Origin of the sequence: Streptomyces sp. NPDC053048, from assembly GCF_044547045.1 — a bacterium.
Taxonomy (GTDB): Bacteria; Actinomycetota; Actinomycetes; order Streptomycetales; family Streptomycetaceae; genus Streptomyces.
The window spans coordinates 415,713-436,510 of sequence record NZ_JBITZS010000002.1 but is presented as its reverse complement, the minus strand read 5'-3'; the positions used below and the strand labels follow the sequence as shown (position 1 = coordinate 436,510).

Below are 20,798 nucleotides of genomic sequence, written 5' to 3'. Positions count from 1 at the left end.
GCGTGACGTGTGTGTCCGAATGCGGCGTATACGCGGGAGAAGACGAACAGTCGGTTCCGAGAGAGGTTCGATCAACATCGACTGTTGTGATCGTCATCGTAACAGCCGATGGCGCTTACCATAAGAGCCCGACACCCAGCGGAGGTTGGAATGGACGATCGGCTCTACGCCTGGCTGCCCGAGCCCGACCTGGCGGACGTCGAGGTCGGTGACGTCCTGCAGGCCCTCGCCGACCCGGTGCGGCTGCAGATCGTGCGCCTCCTGGACCGTTCCGGCGAGGGCTCGTGCAGCACCCTCGAACTGCCGGTCAAGCGCTCGACCGTCTCGCACCACCTGCGCACACTGCGGGAGGAGGGCGTCGTCTCCACCCGCGTCGACGGCAACTCCCGCTTCAGCAGGCTGCGCCGCGACGACCTCGAGCGACGCTTCCCCGGGCTTCTCGACGCGATCCTGGGCGCGACGCCGGCCCGTTCCTGAGCCGTACGCCACAAGCCCCTACGCCGGAAGGTCCCGGGCCAGCAGGCCCCGGGCGATCCGCTGCGCCCGCCGGATCGGCTCGGTGCTGCGCTCGCGCGTCGCGGTGACGGTCGAGCCGTCCATCAGCAGCACGAACTCCTCTGCGAGCGCCGGGCTGTCCCGGTGCCCGGCGTCCGCGAGGAGGCCGGCGATGAACTCGGTGACGGCACGCTTGTGTTCGGCCGCGATACGGCGCACCGGGCTGTCCGTGTCCGCGATCTCCGCCACGGCGTTGATGAAGGCGCAGCCGCGGAAGTCCCCTCCGGCCCCCTCCTCGGCGAGGGCGTCGAAGACGGCCAACGGGTCGTTGCCGCGCGCCCGTACGGCCTCGGCCAGCCACTGCCGCCAGGTTCTGTCGCGGCCCTGGAGCACCTCGATGACCAGGTCGTCCTTGCTCGCGAAGTGACGGTAGAACGAGGCGCGTCCGACACCTGAGACGGTCAGCAGGCGTTCGACACCGACCGCGCGGATCCCCTCGGCGAAGAAGAGCTCCTGTGCGGCCTGAATGAGCCGGTCGCGGGCGTGAGTTGGCATGGGGACACGGTAATCGACCTTGACGCCAAACGGAAACGATCGGTACTGTCCCGGAAGACGGTATCGATCGGTACCGAATGGCCGGACGTCCTCCACAGGCCGCGACGACGCCTCCCCAGCCGTGCCGCCGCACGGCGCGTCGACCGGAACCCCCAAGACCTATGACTGGACGCATATGGACAGCAACACCCGTAGCAACTCCCCCTTAACGCCCGACGCCGCCGACGGCACCGCCGCCGACACCGCCGCGCGCGGCGCCACCCGCTGGGCCGTCCCCATGCTGGGGTTCGCCACGTTCGCCATCGGCACGGACGAGTTCGTCCTCGCCGGCGTCCTGCCCGAACTCGGCGACGACCTGGGCGTCTCCATCGGCACGGCGGGCCAGGTGGTCACCGCCTTCGCCCTGACCTGCGCGATTCTGGCCCCCATCCTGGCCACCGCCACCGCGACCCGGCAGCGCCGGGGAGTCCTGCTGTCCGCCATCGGCATCTACCTGGTGGGCAACATCGCCACCGCGCTCGCTCCGGGCTTCGTGACCGTGCTCATCGCACAGATGGTCGCCGCCGTGGGCGCGGGGCTCTTCGTACCGACGGCCGCGGTGACCGCGGCCTCGCTGGTATCCCCCGGCCGGCAGGGTCGCGCCATCGCGGCCGTCACCACAGGATTCACCGCCGCCACCGCCCTGGGCGCGCCCATCGGCACCGCGGTGGGCGGCCAGCTCGGCTGGCGGGCCACGATGTGGTTCGTCGCCGCGCTGGCCGTCCTCGGCCTGATCGGCGTACGGGCCCTGGTGCCCGCCAGGATCGCGGCCCCGGCCCCCGACGGGCTGCGGGCCCGGCTGGCCCCGCTCAAGGACCGCCGGGTGCTGGCGATCCTCACCACCACGCTGATCGGCTTCACCGCCGTCTACATCCCCTACACCTACATCGCCCCGGTCTTCGAGCCCGCCACGGACGGCGACGGCGGCCGGCTGGCCGTCCTGATGTTCACCCTCGGAGTGATCGGCACCCTGGGCAACCTCGGCGCCGGAGCGCTCGCGGACCGCCTGGGCGGCCGCGGGGTGGTGGCGGTGGCGCTGGTGTGGCTGACGGGCAGCCTGGTGCTCTTCCCCCTGGCGACGGGCCACTTCGGCACGGCCATCGGGATGATCATCGTCTACGGCATCGCCGCGTTCGCCATCACCACTCCCCAGCAGCACCGCCTGATCACCCTCAATCCGCAGTCGGCCTCGGTCCTGGTGTCGCTGAACGCCGCGATCCTCTACCTGGCCATCTCGCTGTCCGGGATCGTCGGTGCCGTGGGCATCGGCTGGGGCGGCGCGAAGGTGCTGCCGCTGATCGCGGCGGGGCTCGCGGTGGTGGCCCTACTGGTCTCCGAGTTGGGCCACCGGCTCTCCCACCGCAAGCGCGACGGCTCTCCCGCACCGCTGGGCGACGAGCCGCCCGCGTTCGCCGGACAGGGCTGATCGGACCGGTGCGGGGGAGGGGGCCGTCGGCCCCGCCCCCGCACCGGCCGTTCTCAGATCGTCGACAGCCAGTCCTCCTCCGCCCCGGAACCCCGGGACACCAGGGCCATCGCCGGCCCGGAGTCCCGCGGCCGCCCGCCCTCGGCCCGCGCCGCGGGTCCCGGCGCGGACCGCGACGACGAAAGGGGAAGCCGACCGGTGTCCGGCCACTGTGCCTCCAGCAGGCCCGCGCGGGCCGCGGTGATCCCCGCCTGGAAGCGGCTCTCCGCGTGCAGCTCGTCCATGATGCTGGCGATGTGCCGGCGGAAGGTGCGCGGCGACATGCCCAGCCGGCGCGCCACCACCTCGTCCTTCATCCCGGTGGCGAGCAGCCGCAGGATGGTGCTCTTGACCGCGTCCAGGGTCTCGCCGTACCGGACCGTGCCGTGGTCGAACTCCACGGCCGAGTGCCAGGCGTGATCGTGGAAGCGGCGCAGCAGGCCCACCACAGTGGGGTCGTAGATCATGGTGTTCTTCGGCTCCGCCTCGCCGGAGGAGGTCAGGACCGCCATGGCCGCCTTGCCGTCGAAGACGACGAGATGGCCGAAGAGGTCGTCGGAGGTGCGGGCGGTGGCGCCGGCGGCCATCGCCTGGTGGATGCGGGTGCGGGTCTCGGCGTCGGTGCGCGCGGTGTGCTGGTGCAGGGTGCGTACGCGTACCCCCCGGTCCAGCAGGCGCAGGGCGACGGGCCAGATGTGGCGGCTGAACAACTGCGGGGCGCCCGCGCAGCCGGCCTGCATGATCAGCATCTCGGACGAGCAGTGGCGGGCGGCGTCGGCCAGCCGCAGCCTCAGGTGCTCGTCGCTCTCGGGCACCACGACCGTCTCGTGCCGCAGCCTTTCGCGCTGGGCGGAGGTGAAGACGTCGGAGAAGCCCTTGAGCTTCTGGTGGATGGCGGCGAGCCGGTCCTGCCGCTCGTGGATCTGCTCCTCGAGCGGTGCGATCAGCTCCACCTGGGCCGCGCTGGGGCTCACCCCCACGAAGACCTCGCCCGCCCCGTCGAACCTGACGAGCTTGAGCTCCACCAGCAGATCGAGCGCCTGCTCGATCCGCCGGCGGGGTAATCCGAATTCATCCTCGGCCTCGTGCACATGAATTTCCGTGTGATGCAACGACCATGCGTAGATCTGCAGTGCCAGTTCGTCGGTGCCGTCGGCGGACAGTACGGTGGTTCGGTTCATCGTGGATTCACCCTGTCATCGGCCGTGGTCGGCCGGATCAACGTCTTCCGGGCTGATTTCGAGTGCTCGAGTCGGAGTGCTCGAGTCAGGCTGCTCGAGCGCACAACTCAGGCGTGGTGCCGAGCGAGATCCGCCATGATTTCCCGGACGAGTGCCGCGGGCTGCCCGGTCCAGAAGAAATGGTCGCCGGCGAATTCCGCGACCCTGAAGTCCCCGGTCGTGTGGCTCTTCCAGGCCAGCGCCTGTTCCATCCCCACGTACGGGTCCGCGTCGGAGAGCAGGAAGGTGACGGGACAGGTCAGCGTCTCGTGCGCCGGGCGCCGGTAGGCGACGTTCGCACGGTAGTCGTTGCGCACGGGCGCGAGGATCATCCTGCGGTAGGCGGGCTTCTCCAGCAGCTTCGGTGAGGTGCCGCCCAGGCGGTGCAATTCGGCCAGGAGATCGTCGTCGCTGTCCAGCGTCAGGTCCAGGCCTGCCGAGGGCGAGGGCCTGCCGGAGACGAACAGCCTGGTGACACCGGTGCCCCGGCGTTCCAGGAGACGGGCCACCTCGAAGGCCACGGCGGCCCCCATGCTGTGGCCGAAAACGGCCAGGGGTGCGTCGGCCCGCTCGCCCAGTTCGTCGCAGATCCTTCCGGCCAGCACGGTGATGTCGTCGATCGCGGCTTCCGTCCGGTTTCCCTGCCGTCCCGGATACTGCACGGCGAGGGCTTCGACGGTGGGGGGCAGGGCGGCCGAGACGCCGGCGAACGCCGCCGCCGAGGCGCCCACGTGGGGACAGCACACCAGTCGGACACGTGGTTGAGGTGCGGGGTTGAACACCCGGATCCAGCTGTTGGGGTTCGCGGGGGGTTCGATGCTCAACAGACCCTCCAGAGTCACGAGGATGCCGAGCCGCGCGGGAGTTACCGACTTCCGCGCAGGTGGCGGTTTCCCTCCGTTATAAATATTCGCGGCGCCGTGTGCGGGCGCAGTTGAACGGCAGACGGGGGCGGCGTACCCCGAGACGCTAGAAGACGGGTAGTTTACATGTCCAGCTACATTGTTTCGACAATTTGGGCACAGGCCGCTTTTCGCCCCTTCCCCGGTTGAGACGATTCCCACGTTTAATTCAATCGTGTACTGGATACGGTCGTTTTCGAAGGCGCCGGCGAAGCGAATCGGCCACGTGCCCACCGCGACGGATGCGAAACTGGGGGCGTCGGGTCGGAGCTGAACAGGGTGCGGAGGAACGGAAGCCATGCGGGTCGGAGTCGCCCTGTGAAGCTGCTGCACACCTCGGACTGGCACCTGGGGCGGTCCTTCCACCGCGTCAACCTCCTCGGAGCCCAGCGCGAGTTCATCGACCACCTCGTGCGCACCGCCCGCGAGCACCGCGTCGACGCCGTGCTCGTCGCCGGCGACGTCTACGACCGCGCCGTGCCGCCGCTCGCCGCCGTCGAGCTCTTCGACGAGGCGCTGCACCGGCTCGCGGACGCCGGGATCCCCACCGTCATGATCTCCGGCAACCACGACTCGCCCCGCCGCCTCGGCGTCGGCGCCGGGCTCATCGAGCGGGCCGGCATACACCTGCGCACCGACCCGGCCGGCTGCGGCACGCCCGTACTCCTCGCCGACGACCACGGCGACGTCGCCTTCTACGGCCTGCCCTACCTCGAACCGGCCCTGGTGCGCGAGGAGCTGGGCGCCGCCGGGGCAGGTCACGCGGCCGTGCTGGGGGCCGCCATGGACCGGGTGCGGGCCGACCTCGCCGCCCGGCCCGCCGGCACCCGCTCCGTCGTCCTCGCCCACGCCTTCGTCACCGGCGGCGCGACCAGCGACAGCGAACGCGACATCACCGTCGGCGGCGTCGCCTCCGTCCCCGCCGAGGTCTTCCACGGCGTCCACTACACCGCCCTCGGCCACCTCCACGGCAGCCAGACCATCACCGAGCGGATCCGCTACTCCGGCTCGCCCCTCGCGTACTCCTTCTCCGAGGCCGGCCACCGCAAGAGCATGTGGCTCGTCGACCTCGGCGCCGACGGCGCGGTGACGGCCGAGCGCGTCGACTGCCCCGTGCCCCGCCCGCTCGCCCGCATCCGCGGCCGTCTCGAGGACCTGCTCGCCGACCCGCGCCTCGAACGCCACGAGGACGCCTGGGTCGAGGCCACCCTCACCGACCCCGTGCGCCCCCCGGAGCCCATGGCCGCCCTCGCCCGCCGCTTCCCGCACACCCTCAGCCTCGTCCTCGACCCCGACCACACCCCCGACGACCCGCTCGCCTCCTACGCCCAGCGGCTGCGCGGCCGCACCGACCAGCAGATCGCCGAGGACTTCGTGGCCCACGTACGCGGCGGCCACGGCCCCGACGACGCCGAACGCGCCGTACTGACCGCCGCGCTGGACGCCGTACGCCTCGACGACACCCTCGGCGAGGTGGCCCGATGAGGCTCCACCGGCTCGAGATCACCGCCTTCGGCCCCTTCGGCGGCACCCAGCACATCGACTTCGACCGGCTCTCGTCCGCCGGGCTCTTCCTGCTGCACGGCCCCACCGGCGCGGGCAAGACCTCCGTCCTCGACGCCGTCTGCTACGCCCTCTACGGCAGCGTCCCCGGCTCCCGCCAGGGCGCCGGGCTCACCCTGCGCAGCGACCACGCCGCCGCCGACGTCCCCACCGAGGTCGTGCTCGAACTGACCCTCGGCGAGCGCCGGCTGGAGATCACCCGGCGCCCCGAACAGCTCCGCCCCAAGAAACGGGGCACCGGCTTCACCCGCGAGAAGGCCTTCAGCGCCCTGCGCGAGCGCCCCGCCGGCGGCGAGTGGAAGGGCCTGAGCCGCTCGCACCAGGAGATAGGCGAGGAGATCACCCAGCTGCTCGGCATGAGCCGCGAGCAGTTCTGCCAGGTCGTCCTGCTGCCGCAGGGCGAGTTCGCCCGCTTCCTGCGCGCCGAGGACACCGCGCGCGCCAAGCTGCTCGGCCGCCTCTTCGACACCGGCCGCTTCGCCGCCGTCGAGGACCGCCTCGCCGGGATGCGCCGCGCCGCGGAGGCACAGGTCCGCGCCGGCGACGAACGGCTCCTCGCGCTCGGCCACCGCATGCGGCAGGCCGCCGGGGACACCTCGCTGCCGGAGGTCGGCACACCGGCACCCGCCACGACACCCGGCCGCGCCGGCCCGTGCGGCGCCGGCAACGCGCCGGACGCCTCGACGACCCCCCGCCGCGGCCGTGCCGCCGTTCCGGGACCGCGCGCCGCCGAGCCGCCGCTCGCCGCGGGCGACCCCGGCCTGGCCGAGGCCGTACTCGAGTGGGCGGCACTGGCCCGTACCAACGCCCGTGAGCGACGCGACATCGCCGCAGCCACCCTGCGCACGGCCGAACGCGACCACCGGGCCGCCCAGGCACGTGCCGACGAGGCCCGGGAGCTGGACCGCCTGCAGCGGCGGCACACCGAGGCTGTCCGGCGCGCCGAAGCGCTCCAGGCGCGCCGCGCCGGAGTCGACGCCGTGCGCGAGCGGCTGGAACGCGCCCGCGCGGCCGAGGCCGTCGCCCCCGCCCTGGAACTGCGCGACCAGGCCGAACGGGAGCACGGCGCCGCCGCCGCGGCCGAGCGGCAGGCCCGCGCCCTGCTCCCCGACGGACACCGCGAAGCCGGCGCCGAGCAACTCGCCGGCCTGGAGGGCGCGCTGCGCGAGGAACTGGGCTCGCTGGCCGCCGCCCGGCGCGCCGAGGCACGGGCCGACGAGATCGCGGCCGAGACCGCCCGCCTGGAGCGCGCGGCCGCCGCCGACGAGGACGTCCTCGCCGACGCCGCCGACTGGCTCGCCTCCTGGGAGGGCGCCCGCCGCGCCCACCAGCAGCGCGTCGAGGAGGCCCAGGAGGCGGTGGGCCACGCCGAACAGCTCGCCGGCCGGCTGGAGACCGAGCGCAAGCGGCTCGAGGCGGCCCACCGCCGCGACCGCATCGCCCTCGCCACCACCGCCGCCGAGGCCCGCCTGCACGAGGCCCGCGACGCCGCCGTCGCCGCCCGCGAGCACTGGCTGGACCTCAAGGAGCGCCGCCTGCGCGGCATCGCCGCCGAACTCGCCGCCGTCCTCGAGGCCGGCACGCCGTGCGCGGTGTGCGGGGCCACCGAACACCCCGGCCCGGCCCGCGCGGAGGCCGGCCAGGTGGACCGCACGGCCGAGGAGGCCGCGCTGGCCGCCTACCGGCGCGCCGACGAGCACCGGGAGGCCACCGACCGCGAGCTGCGGCCCCTGCGCGAGGACCTCGCCGTGGCCGCCGCCGACGCCGGAGAGGCGACCGTCGACGAGCTCACCGACCGGGTCGGCGAGCTCACGCGCGCGTACGCCGCCGCCCGGACCGCCGGTGAGGAGCTGTACGCCGCCCGCCAGACGCTCGAGAGCGCCGAGCGGGAGTACGAGCGGCGGCGCGCCGGCCAGGAGGAGGCCCGGCTGCGCCTCGCCGCGCACGCGACCCGCCGCGACGGCCTGGAGCGGGAACTGGCCGCCCTCCGGCTGGAGCTGGAGCGGGCGCGCGGCGGATCGGAGTCCGTCGCCCGGCGGGCCGCGCTGCTCGAGCGGCGGCTCGGCCTTCTGGCGGCCGCCGCCGTGGCCGCCCGGGAGGCCGACCGCACGGCCGGCCGTCGCAAGGAGGCCGACGCCCGGCTCGCCGACGTCGCCTACCGCGCCGGGTTCGACACACCCGCGCTGGCCGCGGCCGCCCTGCTCGACGAGGCCGCGCGCCGCGAGCTGCGGCAGCGCCTCGAGGCGTGGGAACGCGAAGAGCTGGCCGTCGCCGCGGAGCTGGCCGACGACGCCGTCGTGGCGGCGGCCGGGCGCGCCCCCGCCGACCCGGGCGCCGCACTGGCGGCCGCCGACGGGGCGACCCGCGCGCTGCGGCAGGCGTCCGCCGAGGACGCCGCCGCCCGCAACCGCTGCGATGAGCTGGACCGGCTTTCCGCCGAGGCCGTCACCGACGCCCGCCGGCTCGCACCGCTGCGCGCGGAGTACCACCGCGTGGCCGAGCTCGCGGCCCTCGCGGCCGGCACGTCCGCCCGCAACGAACGGAAGATGCGGCTGGAGTCCTACGTGCTGGCAGCCCGGCTCGAACAGGTGGCGGCCGCCGCGACCGCCCGCCTGCGGCGCATGTCCTCCGGGCGCTACACCCTCGTCCACTCCGACGCCAGGGCGGGCGGCCGCGCCCGCTCCGGGCTCGGCCTGCACGTCGTCGACGCCTGGACGGGCAGCGAGCGCGACACCGCCACGCTCTCCGGCGGCGAGACGTTCTTCGCCTCGCTCGCCCTGGCACTGGGCCTGGCCGACGTGGTCACCGAGGAGGCGGGCGGCACCCGGCTGGACACCCTCTTCATCGACGAGGGCTTCGGCAGCCTCGACGAGCAGACCCTGGACGAGGTCCTGGACGTCCTGGACTCGCTGCGCGAGCGCGACCGCACGGTCGGCATCGTCAGCCACGTCGCCGACCTGCGCCGGCGCGTCCCGGCTCAGCTGCAGGTGGTCAAGGAGCGCTCGGGCTCTGCTGTCCGGCACCGGGCGGGAGCCGCCGGCTGAGCGCGCGCCGGGGCAGCGGCGAGGAGTAGACGACGCTGGTGGTCACCGAGCCCAGCGCGCCGATCCGGCCCGCCACCTCCTCGAGGTGGCGCATGGACCGGGCCGCGACCTTGATCACGAAGCAGTCGTCGCCGGTGACGTGGTGGGCCTCCAGGATCTCCGGCGTCGTCTCCAGCAGGTCGTGGAAGGGCCTGTAGTTGCCGTTGGGGTAGCGCAGCCGCACGAACGCGAGCACCGGCATGCCCAGCCGCTCGGCGTCCACGACGGCGGTGTACCCGCTGATGATGCCGGCCTCCTCCAGGCGCCGGACGCGCTCGGTGACGGCGCTGGCGGACATGTTCACGGTGCGCGCCAGCTCGGCGTAGCCCGCGCGGCCGTTGCTCTGCAGGGCGTCGAGTATGCGCCAGTCGGTGGCGTCAGGGGAATAGCCGGTCATGGGCGATGTCTAGCAGTGGAATCCCCGGCACATCAAGACCTTTGCCGGGGATCACAGGTTCCACCGGATGATCATGGATCATAGATTTTCCGGCATGACAACGACCACCGTCACGCCGTCCACCAGCCCCGTGCTCGCCGTCCCGCCCGCCCCGCCGGCCGACGCCGCGGCCTACTTCGCCGCCCGCCTGGCCTTCCACACCGACGTCGCCGACGTCCACACCGCGCTGACCGCCGGCGCGGCGGACTTCGTCGTCGTCGACTCCCGCTCCACCCAGGCCTGGGACCAGGGTCACATCCCCGGCGCCGTCCACCTGCCCACCGCCCAGATCCCGCAGCTCGCCGCCGAATTCCTCGACCCGGCCGTCCCCGTCGTCGTCCACTGCTGGGGCCCCGGCTGCGACGGCGCCACCCGCGCCGCCCTCGCCCTGGCCCGGCTCGGCTACCGGGTCAAGGAGATGCTCGGCGGCATCGAGTACTGGATCCGCGAGGGCTACGCCGTCGAGACCTGGGAAGGCGTCCGTCAGCTGCCCCCGGACCCGCTGACCGCGCCCGTCGACGGCGGCGACTGCGGCTGCTGACCGCCGCCGGCCCCGGCCAGGGCCTCGAGCAGCGCCTCCGCGCCGGCGCCGCGGGGCAGATCGCTGACCTGGCCGTCGCCGACCTCCACCACCCGCCACCGCCCGTCCTCGTGCCGGGCCAGATCGGTGGTGACGAATCGGCAGCCCAGGGCCCCGACCGCCGGCGCCACGGCGGACAGCTCCGGCTCGGGCCGCAGCTCCGGGTGGTCCGGGTGCGCCGTGACGAGAACGGGGCGCCCGTCCACCCACCACACGCGGGCCTCGCCCGCCTCCGTGAATCGCTCGAAGGCCCGTACCACCACCCCGCCCGCCAGGAAGTCCTCCTGGAGCTCGACGAAGCGGGCCACCACCGACGCCAGCCGGTCCCTGTCGGCGAGCTCGGGCACGTAACACGCCTCGTGCCACTCGTGCTTGCGGGACTTGACGTAGTCCTTGACGACGGCCGGGCCGCCCCCGAGCACCGCCGTCCGCTCCGCCAGGGCCGCGGCGTCCGGGGCCCGGCCCGGCGCGGCGGGCAGCCAGACGCTGCGCGGCGTCAGCGAGGCGAACGTGCCGTACCAGCCCGGCAGTTCGTGCGCGCGGCGGTAGTCGTCCGGCGACGTCAGCAGGCTCCCCCCGCGCGCGGCCAGCGCCTCGGCCAGACCGGCGTACCGCTCGGACGGCACCATCCAGCCCCGGTACCACGCCGCCCCCGCCCCGCGCGGCACACGGGCCACCGCGCCCGCCGCGTCCCCGGCGAGCAGGGCGTCGTGGTCGAGCAGGGCGGTCGGCAGCCCCAGCGCGCGGGCGGCCCGCGCCTCCTCGCGGAAGTGCGGATCCGCCCGGCGGGGGTCGAGCGGATCCGCGCAGAAGACGATCAGAGGTGCCATGCCCGGCACCCTAACCGGCGGCGCTCACAGCGCCGACAGCTCCGCCACCAGATCGTCCAGGCCCAGGGAGCCCTGGGAGAGCGCCGCCATGTGCCAGGCCTTCGCGTCGAACGCGTCGCCGTGGGCCTTGCGGGCCGCCTCGCGCCCGGTCAGCCACGCGCGCTCGCCGAGCTTGTAGCCGATGGCCTGGCCCGGCATGCCCAGGTAGCGCACCAGCTCGCTGTCGACGAACTCCGCCGGCCGGCCGCTGTGCAGGCCGAAGAACTCCCGCGCCAGCTCCGGCGTCCAGCGCGCGCCCGGGTGGAAGGGGGAGTGCCCGGGGATCTCCAGCTCCAGGTGGGTGCCGATGTCCACGATCACGCGCAGGGCACGCATCATCTGCGCGTCCAGGTAGCCCAGGCGGCGCTCGGGGTCGCCGAGGAAGCCCAGCTCGTCCATCAGCCGCTCCGCGTACAGCGCCCAGCCCTCGCAGTTGGCGCTCACCATGCCGATGGTGGCCTGGTAGCGGGAGAGCCGGTCCGCGACGTGGGTCCACTGGGCGAGCTGGAGATGATGACCCGGCACGCCCTCGTGGTACCAGGTCGACACCAGGTCGTACACCGGGAAGCGCGTCTCGCCCATGGTGGGCAGCCAGGTGCGCCCCGGGCGGGAGAAGTCCTCCGACGGCTGGCTGTAGTACGGGGCCGCCGCACCGCCCGGAGGGGCGATGCACGACTCGACGCGGCGGACCCGCTCGGCGAGCTCGAAGTGGGTGCCGTCCAGCGCCTCGATCGCCTCGTCCATCAGGTTCTGCAGCCAGACGCGGACCTCCTCGACACCCTCGATGTGGGTGCCGTGCACGTCGAGGTGGGCCAGCGCCTCCCACGGCGTCCGCGCGCCCGGCAGGATCCTCTCGGCCTCCACCCGCATCTCGGCCAGCAGCCGGTGGAACTCCGACCAGCCGTACGCGTACGCCTCGTCGAGGTCGAGGTCGGTGCCGTTCCAGTAGCGCGACCAGCGGGCGTAGCGCTCGCGGCCCACCACGTCGGGCGTGCCCTCGACGGCCGGGGCGTAGACGTCGCGCAGCCAGTCGCGCAGCGCCGCCAGGCCGCCCGTGGCGATGCCGGCCGCCTTGTCCAGCTCGTCGCGCAGCGCCTCGGGGCCCGGCGCGGTGAAGTCGCCGAACCAGCCGGTGCCCGTGCCGATCCACTCGTCCAACTGGCCGAGGACCGTGGCGACCTGCCGCGGCCCGCCCTTCAGGTCGCGCTCGAGGCCCGCGGCGAGCGCTGCGCGGTAGCTGTCGAGGGAGGCGGGCACCGCCCGCAGTCGCTCGGCGATCGCCGCCCAGTCGTCCTCGGTGGCGGCCGGCATCAGGGGGAAGACCTCGCGCACCGCGTGCAGGGGCGAGTGGAGGTTGCTGACCGTGCACAGGTGCTCGCCCGCGTCGAACACGGCGAGTTCGGCCGTCAGCCGCTCGCGCAGCAGCCGGGCGCAGCGCCGCTCGACGTCGCTGTCGGCGCCCGGCCGGGCCTCGGCCTCGGTCAGCTGCCGCAGGGTGGTGCGGGCCAGATCGGCGAGGGCCCGCCGGCCCTCGGGCGAGAAGTCGGGGAGCCGCCGGGCGGATTCCGCCAGCCCGAGGTGGGTGCCGGTGATCGGGTCGAGTGCGGTGCAGGCGGAGACGTGGGCGTCGGCGACCTGGCGGGGCAGCGGCGTGCTCGTCGTGTTCGGCATGGGCACATCCTGGTACGCCACGGGCGGTCGCGTCACCGCATCAAGGCCGGTTGTCCGGCGCGATGAAGGGTCGGTCGTCCGGCGTGCGGTGCGTGCCCGGCGCCACGGCGTGCGACGGCGCGGGGCGGACGGGCGCGAGCCGGGCGGTGATGACGAGCGTGCCTCCCTCGACCTGGAAGTCCAGCGGCAGTCCCAGCGCGCGCATGGCGGCCACCATGGGCGTGTTGGAGGCGGTGGTGACGGCGTAGACGCTCGTGCAGCCCGCCTCGCCCGCCATGGCCACCAGACGGCCCAGTAGCTCGCGTCCGACCCCGCGCCGCTGCCAGTCGTCCTCGACGAGCAGGGCGACCTCGGTCTCGTCGCCGTCCCACAGCAGGTGGCCCAGTGCCACCAGCCGCCCGGAGGCGGAGTACGCGGCCAGGGTGCGGCCGAAGCGCGGGCCGAGCAGGTGGCGCAGATAGCGGTCGGCGTCGCCGACCGGGCCGTGGTAGCGGCGGGAGAGGGTCGCCCGGGAGCAGCGTTCGTGCATCTCGCGCGCTGCCCCGACGTCGTCGGCACCGGCCCGGCGGACGGTGATCTCGTCGCCTTCGGGCAGGGTCAGCACGTCGCCGCGCGACGGGACGCGCGGGCCCAGGCGCGCGTCCAGCTCGACCAGCGCGCGGGCGCGCGCGAACTCGGTGGGGGTGAAGGCCGGGTACGGGCGCTCGATGGTGATCGACCCGCCGGACGGGTCGCGCAGCCGCATCACCGTCTCCTCCCAGACGCCGTCCTCGGGGACGGGAGCGGAGGCGGAGCCGCCGCGCGCCGGCCGGGCCGGTATCGAGCGGACGGTGCAGCGGCCGAGGAGCTGACGCAGGGCGAGGGGGAGTTCGGCGCCGTCCAGCGCGGTGCGGGTGGCCAGGCCCAGCACCCGGGTCGGGGCGTCCACGAGGTCGTGGGCGTCGGCGCGCTCCAGCCAGGTCTCGCGGCCTCCGCCCTCGCCGGCCGCGCGGGCGAGGTCGGCGGAGGCCAGCGCCTCGGGGGCGCGCAGCAGCAGTTCGTCGACGGTGCCGTCGGCCAGGGGGTGGGTCTGCAGGGACAGTATGTCGACGCGGCGGGCCGCCAGGGCCAGGCACAGGGCGGCCAGGCTGCCCGGCTCGTCGCGCACGGTCGTGCGCATCCGCCACAACGAGGTGCCGCCCTCGCCGCCGCCGGAGCGGGGGCCGGGCCCGGCGGCGGAAGGAGCGACCGCGGCAGCCGGGGTGGCGACGTCCGCCGGGGGCGCGTGGCCCCGGCGCCGGGACCACCAGGTGTGGAAGGCGGTGGTGGCCAGCAGCGCGGCGGCCGAGCCGACCAGCAGGGCGGGGCCGTCGGGTCCGTGCGCGACGGTGTTGGCCACCGAGTCGGCGGCGGCGACCGCTGTGAACAGGGCCGCCAGCTCCACCAGATCCCGGCGCCAGTGATGACGGTGCCGGGGCGAGCTCTTCGCGAACGTCTCGTCGGTCATGGCACCACCCTGGCCGAGTGGTGTTGCGTGATCACGAACGTCCTGTGTCCCGCAGGTAAAGGACGATTACGCGCGGGACGGGACGATCGGGGTGTTCCGCCTCAGCCGCGCAGGTCGCGCAGGGCGTCCTCCACGCCCCGGTGGAAGGTCGGGTAGGCGTAGATCATGTGCCGCAGCGTCTCGACGGGCACCTCCGCCTGGACCGCCACGGCCAGGCCGTACATCATCTCGCCGCCCGCCGGGCCCGCCGTGGTCGCGCCCACGAGCACCCCCCGGTCGGCGTCCTCCACCAGCTTGACCAGGCCCTCGTTGCCCGCCTTGTGGATCCAGCCGCGGGCCGAGGACGGCAGGCGGGACGAGCCCGTCCGCACCCGAAGGCCCTTCTCCCGGGCCTGCCGCTCGGTCAGGCCCACCGCGCCGACCTCGGGGTCGGTGAACGTCACCCGGGGCAGGGCGCGGTAGTCGGCGTCCGGGCCGGGCTCGCCGAGCACGGCCCGGATCACGATGTCCGCCTCGTACATCGCCACATGGGTGAAGGCTCCGTGCCCGGTCACGTCGCCCACGCCCCACAGGCCCTCCGCCGCCCGCAGTTGCCCGTCGGTCGGCAGCCACCGGGCGCCGGGGTCCAGGCCCACGGTGTCCAGGCCCAGGGCGGGCAGGTCCGCGTGGCGCCCGGTGGCGACGAGCAGTTGATCACCCGTCAGCTCCGTGCCGTCCTCGAGGACGAGCGTGAAGGCGTCGCCGCTGTGCCACACCCGGGCCACCCGGGCGCCCGTCCGCAGCGTCAGTCCCTCCCGGCCCAGCACCTCGGCCACCAGCTCGCCCGCCTCCGGCTCCTCCATGGGGATCAGGGCGTCCATCGCCTCCACCACGGTCACCCGGGAGCCGAAGCGGGCGTAGACCTGGGCGAGTTCCAGCCCGATGGCGCCGCCGCCGAGCACCAGCAGGGAGGGCGGCGGCTCCTTCGCGGCGATCGCGTCCCGGTTGGTCCAGAACGGCACGTCCTCGAGGCCCCGCACCGGCGGGAGCTGCGGCTTGCTGCCCGTGGCGAGCACGATCCCGCGCCGTGCCTCGAAGACCTCGCCGTCCACCTCGGCCCGGCCGGGGCCGGCCAGCCTGCCGCGCCCGCGCACCAGCCTGCCGCCCTTGCCGGTGAAGCGGTCGGCGGCGGCCCGGTCGTTCCAGTCGTCGGTGGCCTCGTCACGGATGCGCGCGGCCACCGGGGCCCAGTCGGCGCTCACCCGCGCGGAACCCGCCATGCCGGCCACCCGGTGGGCCTCCGCCAGCAGGTTCCCGGCGCGGATCATCATCTTGCTGGGCACGCACCCCCAGTACGGGCACTCGCCGCCGACCAGCTCGGCCTCCACGCCCACCACGCTCAGCCCGGCGGCGGCCAGTTCCCCGGCCACGTGCTCCCCGCCCGGCCCCATGCCGATGACGACGACGTCCACCTGCTCGGCCACGGCACGCACCTTCCTCGCGTCGGCTCCGGATGCCCACCATCCCACCGCGCACCGGGGGCGTCACTGTCCGACGCGCCCGGGGCCCCGGGCGCGAGGCGGCTCAGCGCGAGGTGTCCAGGATGACGCGGGCGACGAGGGCCGGGTCGTCGCTCATGGGCACATGGCCGCAGCCCGGCAGCCGGACCAGCCGGGCGCCGGGGATGACCCGCTTGGCCCGCACGCCCTGACGGCGCAGCAGGATCCGGTCCCCGGTGCCCCACGCGACGGTGACCGGCAGGTCCGGCACGTCGTGCGTGAAGAGGAAGTCCCGGCCGGCGGCGAGGGTGGCCTCGAAGGCGGTGGCCTCGCGCAGCGCCCGGGTCTCGGCGATCACGGCGTCGGGGGAGCGCCGGCCGGGGCGCGCGTAGACGGTGCTGACCATGGCCGCGCGCCCGGCGGCCGTACGGGCCAGCCGGGCCACGACCGGCTCCGGCAGCCGCCGCGCGGAGTGCCGCAGGGCCAGCAGCACCGCGAAGGCGTAGCGGCGCTCGGCCTCGGTCCAGAACCCGCCGGGGGACAGGGCCGTGACGGACCGTACGAGCTTCTCGTGCCCCAGCTGGAGGGCGAGCAGCCCGCCCAGGGAGTTGCCCGCGACGTGCGGCCGGTCCAGGCCCAGCGCCTCGAAGAACCCGCGCAGCACGGCGATCACGCCGGGCAGGTCGTGGGCGACGGTGTCGGGCAGGGCAGGGGAGCGGCCGAAGCCGGGCAGGTCCACGGCGATCACGTCGCGCTCGGCGGCGAGTATGCCCACCACCGGATCCCAGACCTGCAGATGATGGCCGATGCCGTGCAGCAGGACCAGTGGCTCCCCGCCGCCGACCCGTTCGTACACCACCTCGGCCCGGTGCCGCCCGGAGGCGTCGATGGGGAAGGAGATCGTCTCGGCCATGGGGAGCTCCTCGTCATCCGTGGGGCGGCGTAGGCGACAGGATGTCAGCAACGGTTACCGCTGGGTAGACCTCGTGCGCCGGACGGTCGCGTGTCGCCGTGCGGTGAGAGCGGGTTCACGTGGACAACACCCGTCCGCCCCGTGTGGGATGGGACCGTGAACACGACGGACGCCCTGCTCGAGGACTTCGAGGAACACCGCACCACCCTGACCGGCGTGGCCTACCGCATGCTGGGCCGGTTCGCGGACGCGGAGGACGTGGTCCAGGAGGCGTGGCTGCGCTGGTCCGGCGTGGACCGCGGCGCCGTCCGCGACACCCGCGGCTATCTGGTGCGCGTCACCACCCGGCTCGCCATCGACCGGCTGCGCCAGGCACAGACGCGGCGCGAGGCGTACGTGGGGCCGTGGCTGCCCGAACCGGTCACCACCGACTACGTCCCCACCGTGCCCGACACGGCGGAGCGGGCCGTGCTGGCCGACTCCGTCTCGCTCGCCGTGCTCGTCGTCCTCGAGTCGCTCTCCCCGCTGGAGCGCGCGGTCTTCGTCCTGCGCGAGGCGTTCGGCTTCCCGTACCACGACATCGCCGAGACGCTGGACCGCTCCGAGGCGGCCGTTCGTCAGCTCGCCGGACGGGCGCGGCGCCATGTGGAGGAGCGCAGGCCGCGGTTCGACGTCGACCCGGCGCAGCGGCGCGACCTGACCGAGCGCTTCCTCGCCGCGGCCACCGGCGGCAGCCTCGAGGACCTGCTGGCCCTGCTCGCCCCGGACGTCCGCCTCGTCACCGACACCGGGGGCAAGGCCAAGGGCCCGCGGCGCGTCATGGAGACCGCCGACAAGGTCGGGCGCTTCCTCGCCGGCATCGCCGGCAAGCCGCTGCCCGAGGCGGAGTTCCACTTCACGGAGGCCAACGGCGGCCCGGCGCTCCTGGTGCTCTCGCGGGGGCTGCCCGACACCGTGGTCAGCCTCGAGGTGGCCGACGGCCGGATCACGACGGTCTACCTCATGCGCAACCCCGACAAGCTGACCGGGCTGCGGCCTTAGGGGTTGTTGTCCGATGGGCCGGCACCGGACCGTCGGACAACCCCTAGGGCGAGCCGCCCGTCACAGTCCTCCGGCCACGCGCAGCACCGCCCCGGTGGTGTACGACGCCTCCGGTGACAGCAGCCACGCCACGGCCCCGGCGACCTCCTCCGGCTCGCCGGGCCGGCCCATCGGCACCCGGTCGCCGTCGCGCCACGGCCGTTCGGGGTCGCCCATCGCGGCGTGGATGCCGGTGACGATCATTCCCGGCTGGACCGAGTTGACCCGCACGCCCTCCCGGGCGAGCTCCTTGGACAGCCCCACGGTGAGCGCGTCCACCGCGGCCTTGCTCGCCGCGTAGTGCACGTACTCGCCCGGGGAGCCCAGGGTCGCCGCGCCCGAGGAGATGTTGACGATCGCGCCGCCGCTGCCGCCGTGCCGCGTCGACATCTCCAGCACCGCCCGCCGCGCGCAGATCAGCGCGCCCATCACATTGACGTCGACGACCCGGCGCATCCGCTCCACCGGGGTCTCGGTGAAGCGGCCCAGCAGGCCGGTGATCCCGGCGTTGTTGACCAGGCCGGTGACCGGGCCGAGCCGCTCCTTCACCACGTCGAAGAACGCGTCGACCGAGCCCTCGTCGCTGGTGTCGACCCGGGCGACGACGCACTCGGCGCCCTCCGCGCGCACCAGGGCGGCCGTCTCCTCCGCGGCCTCGCGCGCGTGCTCGTAGCCGATGCCGACGGCGTGCCCAGCGCGGGCCAGCCGCAGCGCCACCGCCGCGCCGATGCCCCGGCCGCCGCCGGTGACCACCGTGACCCGGTCCGTCGTCGTCCGCTCCACTCTTCGCCCCCTGTGCCCGTACTGGTGATCGATCAACGGGAACGCTACCGGAGGTACGGGGTGGCCGGTTGTCGACGTCATTGGTCTTGACCAAGTACGCACACCGTCCTATGGTCGCAGGCATACTGCAACAACCTTTAATAAAGAAGCGCGCGAAATGCTTTGCGGAGGATCAGGGTGGGGACCACGCAGCTGGAATCAGTACCGGAACCGAAGTACTGGCACCTGAAGACCGTCCTCAGCGACGCACTCGACTCCGAGTTCGCCGTGGGCGAGATCCTGCCCAACGAACGTGAGCTCGCGGCCCGTTTCGGCGTCGCCCGTGCCACGCTCCGCCAGGCACTCGAGCAACTGGAGCTGGAGGGACGGCTGCAGCGCCGCCGGGGCGTGGGCACCACCGTCGCACCGCCTCGCATGGGGGTGGCCGTCGCCGACGAGGGGCACGCCTGGCCCGGCACCGCGGCCGACGCCTGGCAGACCGTCGACACCACCGAGGCCGCGCCGCCCGCGGCCGTCGCCCGGCTCCTGGACACCGCCCCCGACGAGGCCGTGCACACCGTGCGCCGGCACCGCAGGACCCACAGCCAGCCCGTCGCCGCCGAGTTGCTGTACGTACCGTCCGGCAGCGTGCCCGGCCTCGCCGCCGTCGACACGCCCACCGGCCCCGCCCGCGCCCGTGCCGTGCTGCGCGAGCTGCAGCGCCTGCGCCTGGAGGGCCAGGACCGGGCCGTGGAGCTCGGCTCGGCCCGCGCCGACGACGCCAAGCAGCTCGACCGGCTGCCCGGCGCCCCCGTGCTCGTCGTCACCACCCGCTACGTCGCCGGCGGCCGCACCGCCGCCGTCGGCGTCGCCACCTACCGGGCCGACACCTGCCGGCTCACCTTCGGTGACGCGGCCGGGACGGACGTCGAACTCCTCGCGGGCTGACCCGCCATCGACCGGGCTGCCCCGGCTGCTCGTCGCATCCGCCGCTCAGCGGCGCGCCGTGACCGTGCTCTCGACCGCGAAGAGCTGTTCCTCCACGTGGTCGAGGGCGAGCCGCAGCGCGCCGGTCGCCACCGCGGCCTCGCCCAGCAGCGACTGCGCCACCTGCGGCGGCCGCAGGCAGTAGCGGGCCAGCTCCCGGCGCAGCGGCTCCAGCACACCGGCCGGCCCGGCCGCCCAGCCGCCCACCACGACCAGCTCCGGGTCCAGGGCCAGCACCAGCGCCGCCACGTCGTGCACCAGCCGGCGCAGATACCGCTCCACCGCGGCACGCGCCCGCTCGTCGCCCTGCCCGGCCAGCGTGAACACCCGGGCCACCTGCGCCTCGTCGAGCGGGTGCAGCGGCTCCCCGGTGGTGGACAGCACCTCCTCGGGCGTGGCCTCCCGGCCCAGCAGGTGCAGCGCGCCGATCTCCCCGGCCGCGCCCCCGAAGCCCCGGTGCAGCCGGCCGCCGATGAGCGAGCCCGCCCCCGGGCTCAGCCCCGCCAGGACGAAGACCACGTCGTCGGAACCGACGGCCGCGCCCTTCCAGTGCTCGGCCACGGCGGCGGCGTTCGCGTCGTTCTCCACCAGCACCGGGCACCGGAACGAGCGCCGCAGCCGGTCGCCGAGCGGCAGCCCGGTCCACTCGGGCAGTGCCGTGCCCAGCCGCACCGTCCCGTCCGCCTCGACGATGCCGGGGCTGGCCACCCCTACGGCGCGCAGCGAGCCGCGCGCCACGCCCGACCGCTTGAGCAGGTCGGCGACCGCCACCCGCACCTGGTCCAGCCGCTCGTCGGCGGGGGCCGTCTCGGAGACCTCCACCTGCGCGGAGCCCGTCACCCGGCCGCCGAGGTCGGCCAGCAGCGCGGCGATCCGGTGCGGCCCGATCTCGATGCCGAGCAGATGCCCGGCCTCCACCCGGAACCGGAACCGCCGCGCGGGCCGCCCCTGACGGCGCGTCGCCCCCTCCTCGACGGCCGCCTCCACGACCAGGCCCGAGTCGATGAGGCCCTCGACCACGCCCTCGACCGTCGGCCGGGACAGCCCCGTCACATTGACCAGCTCGGTGAGCGTGGGAGCCTGGGCGGCACGCAACGCGTGCAGCACCACGGCCGAATTGATCCGCCGCAGCAGAGACGGATCCCCACCGGTGAGCCGCCCCAACGTGCCGCCTCCTCGCTTTGCGTACCCTTTGCCCGCACGGATCGTATCCG

Annotated in this window: 18 protein-coding genes; 7 read left to right on the top strand and 11 right to left on the bottom strand. The window is 74.5% G+C overall.

The features are described 5' to 3' along the window. Positions 1-150: 150 nt before the first annotated feature. Positions 151-477 (top strand): ArsR/SmtB family transcription factor, encoded by a 327-nt coding sequence (locus ACIG36_RS06810; protein WP_399923103.1) that lies wholly within the window; start codon positions 151-153, stop codon positions 475-477. Positions 478-495: 18 nt separating this feature from the next. Here ACIG36_RS06810 and ACIG36_RS06805 read toward each other — a convergent pair whose 3' ends face one another. Next, positions 496-1,050, bottom strand: coding sequence for a TetR/AcrR family transcriptional regulator (locus ACIG36_RS06805; protein ID WP_399923100.1), 555 nt, complete (start codon positions 1,048-1,050; stop codon positions 496-498). A gap of 175 nt (positions 1,051-1,225) precedes the next feature. Between ACIG36_RS06805 and ACIG36_RS06800 the strand changes: the two genes are divergently transcribed. Continuing rightward, positions 1,226-2,515, top strand: coding sequence for an MFS transporter (locus ACIG36_RS06800; protein ID WP_399923097.1), 1,290 nt, complete (start codon positions 1,226-1,228; stop codon positions 2,513-2,515). Positions 2,516-2,568: 53 nt separating this feature from the next. On the opposite strand, the gene ACIG36_RS06795 is transcribed toward ACIG36_RS06800, so the two are convergent. Both ACIG36_RS06795 and ACIG36_RS06790 read right to left on the bottom strand, forming a co-directional pair. Then, positions 2,569-3,735, bottom strand: a complete 1,167-nt coding sequence (locus tag ACIG36_RS06795; RefSeq protein ID WP_399923094.1) for a LuxR C-terminal-related transcriptional regulator — start codon at positions 3,733-3,735, stop codon at positions 2,569-2,571. A 107-nt stretch (positions 3,736-3,842) separates the two neighbouring features. Then, positions 3,843-4,598, bottom strand: coding sequence for a thioesterase II family protein (locus tag ACIG36_RS06790; protein ID WP_399923092.1), 756 nt, complete (start codon positions 4,596-4,598; stop codon positions 3,843-3,845). Between the two features lie 396 nt (positions 4,599-4,994). Between ACIG36_RS06790 and ACIG36_RS06785 the strand changes: the two genes are divergently transcribed. Continuing rightward, positions 4,995-6,161, top strand: coding sequence for an exonuclease SbcCD subunit D (locus ACIG36_RS06785; protein WP_399923089.1), 1,167 nt, complete (start codon positions 4,995-4,997; stop codon positions 6,159-6,161). Further along, entirely contained in the window at positions 6,158-9,283 is a 3,126-nt protein-coding gene (locus ACIG36_RS06780; protein ID WP_399923086.1) for an AAA family ATPase, read from the top strand. The genes ACIG36_RS06785 and ACIG36_RS06780 overlap by 4 nt, the downstream gene beginning before the upstream one ends. On the opposite strand, the gene ACIG36_RS06775 is transcribed toward ACIG36_RS06780, so the two are convergent. After that, positions 9,231-9,719, bottom strand: a complete 489-nt coding sequence (locus tag ACIG36_RS06775) for an Lrp/AsnC family transcriptional regulator (RefSeq protein WP_399923083.1) — start codon at positions 9,717-9,719, stop codon at positions 9,231-9,233. The genes ACIG36_RS06780 and ACIG36_RS06775 overlap by 53 nt on opposite strands. A gap of 94 nt (positions 9,720-9,813) precedes the next feature. Here ACIG36_RS06775 and ACIG36_RS06770 point away from each other — a divergent pair, with 94 nt between their 5' ends. Then, positions 9,814-10,299, top strand: a complete 486-nt coding sequence (locus ACIG36_RS06770; protein ID WP_399923080.1) for a rhodanese-like domain-containing protein — start codon at positions 9,814-9,816, stop codon at positions 10,297-10,299. Here the strand turns inward: ACIG36_RS06770 and ACIG36_RS06765 are convergent. The 5 genes from ACIG36_RS06765 to ACIG36_RS06745 form a co-directional block, all read right to left on the bottom strand. Next, entirely contained in the window at positions 10,242-11,168 is a 927-nt protein-coding gene (locus tag ACIG36_RS06765; RefSeq protein WP_399923077.1) for an ATP-grasp domain-containing protein, read from the bottom strand. The genes ACIG36_RS06770 and ACIG36_RS06765 overlap by 58 nt on opposite strands. Before the next feature lie 24 nt (positions 11,169-11,192). Beyond that, positions 11,193-12,878: a DUF885 domain-containing protein gene (locus ACIG36_RS06760; protein ID WP_399923074.1), complete on the bottom strand. Its 1,686-nt coding sequence runs from the start codon at positions 12,876-12,878 to the stop codon at positions 11,193-11,195. A gap of 40 nt (positions 12,879-12,918) precedes the next feature. Beyond that, complete coding sequence (locus ACIG36_RS06755; RefSeq protein WP_399923070.1) at positions 12,919-14,364, bottom strand: GNAT family N-acetyltransferase; 1,446 nt, start codon at positions 14,362-14,364, stop codon at positions 12,919-12,921. 101 nt (positions 14,365-14,465) lie between these two features. Then, entirely contained in the window at positions 14,466-15,827 is a 1,362-nt protein-coding gene (locus ACIG36_RS06750) for a dihydrolipoyl dehydrogenase family protein (protein WP_399923068.1), read from the bottom strand. Between the two features lie 100 nt (positions 15,828-15,927). Then, a complete protein-coding gene (locus tag ACIG36_RS06745) occupies positions 15,928-16,755 on the bottom strand; it encodes an alpha/beta fold hydrolase (RefSeq protein WP_399923065.1) in 828 nt (275 codons plus the stop codon). Between the two features lie 156 nt (positions 16,756-16,911). Here ACIG36_RS06745 and ACIG36_RS06740 point away from each other — a divergent pair, with 156 nt between their 5' ends. Next, on the top strand, positions 16,912-17,796 hold the full coding sequence (locus tag ACIG36_RS06740; protein ID WP_399923063.1) for an RNA polymerase sigma-70 factor: 885 nt from the start codon (positions 16,912-16,914) through the stop codon (positions 17,794-17,796). A gap of 60 nt (positions 17,797-17,856) precedes the next feature. Here ACIG36_RS06740 and ACIG36_RS06735 read toward each other — a convergent pair whose 3' ends face one another. Then, positions 17,857-18,618 carry an SDR family oxidoreductase gene (locus ACIG36_RS06735; protein ID WP_399923060.1) on the bottom strand — a complete coding sequence of 254 codons (762 nt, stop codon included), beginning with the start codon at positions 18,616-18,618 and terminating at the stop codon, positions 17,857-17,859. Between the two features lie 177 nt (positions 18,619-18,795). Here ACIG36_RS06735 and ACIG36_RS06730 point away from each other — a divergent pair, with 177 nt between their 5' ends. Next, positions 18,796-19,545, top strand: a complete 750-nt coding sequence (locus ACIG36_RS06730) for a GntR family transcriptional regulator (RefSeq protein ID WP_399923057.1) — start codon at positions 18,796-18,798, stop codon at positions 19,543-19,545. Between the two features lie 45 nt (positions 19,546-19,590). On the opposite strand, the gene ACIG36_RS06725 is transcribed toward ACIG36_RS06730, so the two are convergent. Continuing rightward, positions 19,591-20,748, bottom strand: a complete 1,158-nt coding sequence (locus ACIG36_RS06725; protein WP_399923054.1) for an ROK family protein — start codon at positions 20,746-20,748, stop codon at positions 19,591-19,593. Between the last annotated feature and the right edge of the window lie 50 nt (positions 20,749-20,798).

Coding starts and splice junctions, on each gene's coding strand:
- ACIG36_RS06810 (WP_399923103.1), top strand. CDS start 151: ATGGACGATCGGCTCTACGCCTGGCTGCCCGAGCCCGACCTGGCGGAC.
- ACIG36_RS06805 (WP_399923100.1), bottom strand. CDS start 1,050: ATGCCAACTCACGCCCGCGACCGGCTCATTCAGGCCGCACAGGAGCTC.
- ACIG36_RS06800 (WP_399923097.1), top strand. CDS start 1,226: ATGGACAGCAACACCCGTAGCAACTCCCCCTTAACGCCCGACGCCGCC.
- ACIG36_RS06795 (WP_399923094.1), bottom strand. CDS start 3,735: ATGAACCGAACCACCGTACTGTCCGCCGACGGCACCGACGAACTGGCA.
- ACIG36_RS06780 (WP_399923086.1), top strand. CDS start 6,158: ATGAGGCTCCACCGGCTCGAGATCACCGCCTTCGGCCCCTTCGGCGGC.
- ACIG36_RS06775 (WP_399923083.1), bottom strand. CDS start 9,719: ATGACCGGCTATTCCCCTGACGCCACCGACTGGCGCATACTCGACGCC.
- ACIG36_RS06770 (WP_399923080.1), top strand. CDS start 9,814: ATGACAACGACCACCGTCACGCCGTCCACCAGCCCCGTGCTCGCCGTC.
- ACIG36_RS06765 (WP_399923077.1), bottom strand. CDS start 11,168: ATGGCACCTCTGATCGTCTTCTGCGCGGATCCGCTCGACCCCCGCCGG.
- ACIG36_RS06760 (WP_399923074.1), bottom strand. CDS start 12,878: ATGCCGAACACGACGAGCACGCCGCTGCCCCGCCAGGTCGCCGACGCC.
- ACIG36_RS06755 (WP_399923070.1), bottom strand. CDS start 14,364: ATGACCGACGAGACGTTCGCGAAGAGCTCGCCCCGGCACCGTCATCAC.
- ACIG36_RS06745 (WP_399923065.1), bottom strand. CDS start 16,755: ATGGCCGAGACGATCTCCTTCCCCATCGACGCCTCCGGGCGGCACCGG.